The organism is Acidaminococcus hominis (genome assembly GCF_900291475.1).
Classification (GTDB): Bacteria; Bacillota; Negativicutes; order Acidaminococcales; family Acidaminococcaceae; genus Acidaminococcus; species Acidaminococcus hominis.
The window spans coordinates 1-5256 of record NZ_OLMM01000009.1; the positions used below are offsets into that span (position 1 = coordinate 1).

Annotated in this window: 4 protein-coding genes; 2 read left to right on the top strand and 2 right to left on the bottom strand. The window is 40.5% G+C overall.

Annotated elements, in window-relative coordinates; all coding sequences use genetic code 11:
* Nucleotides 1–81: 81 nt before the first annotated feature.
* Nucleotides 82–1059 (bottom strand): LysR family transcriptional regulator, encoded by a 978-nt coding sequence (locus C7E10_RS11750; protein ID WP_105327504.1) that lies wholly within the window; start codon nucleotides 1057–1059, stop codon nucleotides 82–84.
* Between the two features lie 53 nt (nucleotides 1060–1112).
* The gene (locus tag C7E10_RS11755; protein WP_105327505.1) at nucleotides 1113–2507 is read right to left on the bottom strand and encodes an MmgE/PrpD family protein; all 1395 of its coding nucleotides are present in this window, start codon (nucleotides 2505–2507) and stop codon (nucleotides 1113–1115) included.
* A gap of 334 nt (nucleotides 2508–2841) precedes the next feature.
* Here C7E10_RS11755 and C7E10_RS11760 point away from each other — a divergent pair, with 334 nt between their 5' ends.
* Together C7E10_RS11760 and C7E10_RS11765 are read left to right on the top strand one after the other, a co-directional pair.
* A complete protein-coding gene (locus C7E10_RS11760; RefSeq protein ID WP_105327506.1) occupies nucleotides 2842–4038 on the top strand; it encodes a sodium/glutamate symporter in 1197 nt (398 codons plus the stop codon).
* An 18-nt stretch (nucleotides 4039–4056) separates the two neighbouring features.
* Nucleotides 4057–4938, top strand: a complete 882-nt coding sequence (locus C7E10_RS11765; protein ID WP_105327507.1) for an amidohydrolase family protein — start codon at nucleotides 4057–4059, stop codon at nucleotides 4936–4938.
* The last annotated feature ends 318 nt before the right edge of the window (nucleotides 4939–5256 follow it).

A 5256-nucleotide genomic window follows, 5' to 3' on the forward strand; every position in this document is an offset into this window, starting at 1 on the left:
AGCCATCGGGAACGTCCCGCCAGCAGAGCGCTACTTCCCGGCACTGCTGCTCAATGCTGCAATGTCTGCTGCCTGATACATTTAGAAATTCATCGATTTTGGTCTTGACAAACGTGCCACTATAGTTAGATAACTAGGGAAGGAACAACCTTCTTGTGCAATCAATTTGTATAGTTCACGGGAAGGTCGTGTTAAATGTCCCAATTCTCCATTATAAATAACTGCCCATTCCCAAAATGGATCATATTTTTCTTCCACCTGATAATAGTTGATATTGTTCCCTGTAACGTAACTTTTTGTGTAGATGGATGGTACAAGAGATATTCCCATACCTCCGGCTACCAAACGGATAACAGTTTCTATATTTTGAGATTCCATATAAATCTTTAGATCTTTTGCAAAAGGTTTAAGAATTTTGTCGGCGGCCATCCGTGTTTTTTTGAAAGGCTTAGTTAGGATGAATTCCTGATCCATTACGTCCTCTAGGTGGATATAGGGCATCTTTTCACCGTTTTTGTAAAATGCCAAACGATTTGCAGGACTGTCTTTTGGCATGGCTAGAAATAGGGGACCTCGGTAGAAAACCTTATAACTTAGATTCTCGTTACGCAGAGGAAGGCAAATTATGGCTAAGTCTAATGCTCCCATAAGTACCTGTTCTTCCAAAAATACGCTATTTTCTTCTACAATATCAATTTTGATATTAGGGTAGCGCTCACTAAAAGCTTTTAATAGGTTGGGAAGCAGCAATGCTCCAATCCGTTCTGCAGAGCCCAATTTTAACAGACCTTTTTGCATATGATTTAATTCACAGAATTCTACTCTGGTGTCTGCATATAGCTTTAGAATCTGGTAGGCCTTATTGACTAGATATTTGCCAGCATCTGTTGGAATGAGTCCATTCGTGCTCCGTGTAAACAGGGCTTCACCTAGTTCTTTTTCCACTTTTGCCAAACTTTTGCTTAATGCGGGCTGTGTAATAAATAACTTCTGTGCCGCTTTTGCCATACTTCCTTCTTCAGCTATTGCGACAATCTTCATCAGATCATTTTCAGTCATGGTACATCCCTACTTTCTGACTGCTTTCCTGATTATAATCACCAGCAATCCTGTTATCTAGTATATACCAGGGAAGGAAGTGTACTCAAGTTATCCAATTCTAAAATAGCGTCAATCAACTGATTCAGCCAGTCTGCATCATACTTTTGACAGCAGGTTCGAACTTTGGCCTGAAGTTGAGAATCGGTTAATGGGGAATAAACACTGCCTGATGCATCTTTCACTACTTTTTCTAAAGTTTCACCGTTTTTCAAAGTGATGGAAACTTTACATCCCCAATGATCTGGGTACCGTGCAGTAAAAGCAGAATCTTCTCTTACGGTAACTTTACGCAGTAAAGCTTGTATTTCAGGCCGCTGAATTTTTTCCGGGAGAAAATCATTTAATCCTACACTGCCTTCTAAGAGTGCACAGGCAGCTACATAAGGAATGGAGAACTTTGCTTGAGTAGGGAGTTTGGGTACTTTGCTGGTATCTGATAAGCCGCATTGCTTAAGCCCTACCAAATAGGTGCTTACTTGTATGGATTCTACATTTTCGGCCTGCAAATGGTTTTCCCGACGCAAGGCCAGTACCCCGTCAATGACACAGTGACTACTCCGGCAGCAGGGGTAAGGCTTCTTGTCCACCTGGAGAATCTCGTATACTTTGCCAAGGTCTTTGTCCACTAGGGAATAATTATATTCATCACTCATCATAGGGAAAATTCCCCCGTCCTTAGCATCCAGTATATGGGCGGAGCCACGCATTCCACCCAGTACCAGAAGACAGGATTCTAATCCACTAGCCGCAGCCCGGGCTGGATGCAATACCTTATTGGTAGCTCCATCTGACAGAAAAGCCCAGGTCCCGAAGGACTGAGTGCCAGCAAGCCCCAAGGCTGCCAGAACCTGTTCTGGAGTGAAATCCAGCAGCTTGGCGCAGGCTGCCGCAGCACCAAAGGTACCGGCCGTACTAGTTACATGCCAGCCCTTATTCCGGTGACTGGAAACTCCAAAGCCCATACCAATCCGGCTCATAACTTCATAACCGCAAATAACGGCTTCCAGTAGCTTTTTCCCAGGTTTATGGAGTACTTCTGCCAGCCCCCAAGCAGCTGGAACTACAACAGTAGCGATATGGGTTTTTGAGCGGGTATGCACATCATCTAATTCCAGTGTATGGCCCAACATGGCATTGAAAAATACAGCAGTCCGCAGGTTAGTCCGCTCGTTACTTCCCCAAATAGAAGCCAAATGAGCCCCATTTCCGTTGCTTATCAGTGCTGCTTGGTTGTCTGCTTGGAGATAAACCTTCTTAATTTGTTGGAACATGGGATTGTCATAAGCACCCATTGCTAATCCAACTACATCCAGAATACATTTTTTTGCACTCTTTTTTACATTCTCATCTACTTTTTCCAACGAAAAATCAGCTACAAATTCAGAAACTTTTTTTAACTCGTCCATTTTTTACCTCCAACTGATTAATTGGAACTAACTTTAGTATATTTTCTGAATTTTAATTTGACTAATGATAAATAGTTCTTGTATCGATAACTAAAAAGTCATTAACTGATGGGTTATAACGGCAAAAACTTAATACCATTGGTTTTTTCAGAATATTTGATGTACTGTGTTGATGTAGTAATTCATCGAATTTGTTCATGATATTCAAATTTGCGCGCACATTTTTTGATCAAAGCGAAGGGAGGATTCAGTGAAACATTTGGACAGTTTTTGACAAGTATTTTTAAGTTGAGGATGTATTCCAATCTAAAAAAATCCGAAAGAGAGTGACAATATGAAAGTTACTATCGATTTAATCATGACCACCGGTATTGCTGCGTTGGTTGTTTTATTAGGCAATTATATAGTTGCTCGTGTAAAGATATTTCGAGATTTCTGTATACCAGCACCCGTTGTATCAGGTTTGTTAGTGAGCTTTGTTTTATGCTTTTTGAAAGTTAATAATATTTTAGACATTAAATGGACAGCAACACTTGGAAATTGGTCAATGAATGTATTCTTAACTACAGTTGGCCTTGGCTTTACGGCAGATTTGCTGAAAAAGGGCGGGAAGTTGTGCTTAAAAATAAGCATTATTACTGTTCTCTTAATTACTCTCCAAGATATAGTAGGTGTTTTTTTTGCAAAGTTGGGAGGAGTACATCCTTTGATTGGCCTTTCTTGCGGCTCTTTGGCAATGTATGGTGGCGTAGGAACTGCTGCTGCATTTGGCCCTATCTTTGAAAAATTGGGTTGTGATGGGGCAACGGTTATTGGGGTTGCTGCTGGTACATTTGGTATGGTCGTCGCATCGCTGTGTGGCGGGCCTGCGGCGCGCTACTTGATTCATAAGTATCATTTAAAACCTGGCCCGGAAGATGCAGCACCTGTGTTGGAAGAAGACAAAAAAGGGGTTCATGCTTTGGATTCTAAAAGAATGGCAAATGCATTTTTCTTATTGCTGATGACTAGCGGTATTGGCGGCCCCATTTATTTATTGCTGAAACAGATCCCTAATGTAGAAGTTCCGTATTTCTTGGGCTGTATCTTTGCAGGTATTATTGTCCGGAATGTTATGGAAAGTATGCATATGGATTGTTATGTTGATGAAATGAATGTAATCAGTCACTTCATTCTGTATTTGTTTATTGCTATTACTATCATGACTTTGGATTTGACGAAACTGGTTTCTGTTGCTGGTGCCATGTCCATCATCTTGTTAGGCGAAGTTGCTGTTACGGTTCTTTTGGCAGTTTTCATTGCCTTCCCTGTTTACGGAAAATCTTACAATTCTGCGGTTATGGTTGCCGGGTTGATTGGGACTGGTTTGGGCGCAACACCAAATGCTGTTGCTAACGAGAAAGCTGTTATCGATGAATTTGGTTACGCACACATTGCATGGATTTTGTTCCCTGGAATGGCTGTGCTTGCAGGAAATATTTATAACCCCATATTTGTTACGCTGGTTGAAAAGTGGGTTGCTAATCTTTAGAAAGAAGCGTGAAAAATTATGTTAATTACTGAAGTGAGAAATCAGGTCCCTTATTGCGGAGGACGTAATTTTCCTAACCAAAAGATTCCATTGAATGCCTGCGATTGTCACCATCATATTTATGATCCGGTACGTTTCCCTTATATTTCTTCAGATAAAAGAAATCAGCCGCCCGCTGATGTTAACTGCTATCAGTTGCTGAAAAATAAATTAGGTATTACAAGAGACGTGATAGTTCAACCTTCTGCTTATGGGTTGGATAATCGCTGCACCCTTGATGCATTGAAACAACTTGGAAAAAAGAATGCCAGAGCCATTGTTGTAATCAACAATTCAATTAGCGATGAAGAACTGAAAAGCATGGATGAACTTGGGGTAAAAGGCATTCGTTTGAACATGACAAGCGGCTATGTACAACCTTGGGATGATATTCAGTTGTTGGTTAAACGAATTGCTCCTATGGGGTGGAATGTATGTCTTTGGGTAGACGCTGATTTGCTTGTGGAAAAGAAGGATTTTTTTGAAGCTTTACCAGTTCAACTGATTTTGGATCATAGAGGAAATCTTCCGGCAGGCGTAGGGATTAAACATCCTGCTTTTCGTCAAATTTGTAAGTGGTTGGATCAGGGAAAGGCTTGGGTTAAACTATCCGGGTACTACTTTGGAAGCCAAAAGGAGGATTTTTCCGATACAATTGAGATCGGTAAGGAATATGCCAAGAGTAATCCAAATCGTTTGCTGTGGGGAACCGATTGGCCTCATCCACGTTGCTATACAAATGGAGTGCCATGCCCCGATGACAGCCTTATGCTAGATCAATTGATGGAGCAAGTTGGTGATGAGAAAATCTTTTATAAAACCCTGGTAGAAAACCCTGCTCACTTATTTAAATTTGAATGACGTAAAAGATAGTTTGCTTTGGAAAAATTAAAATTCATATAGTAGGATGAACCTAGAAGGCTCTCAGCATAATGCTGGGGGCTTTTTTGGTTTAGAGAATTTTCTTTGCAGTAAGTTGTTACTTTTTAATCATTAACGAAAATTAATTTTCAAAAATACAAAAAAATGAAAATAAAAATTGAAAATATGCATACTATAATGGAACTATGAATTAAGACAACTTCGAAACTATTTCTTAATGTGAATCTCGTGGTATACTGGAGGCGATCAATGAAAAAGGAGATAATCATCATGTCACGCACGCGCCGTCATTTCACG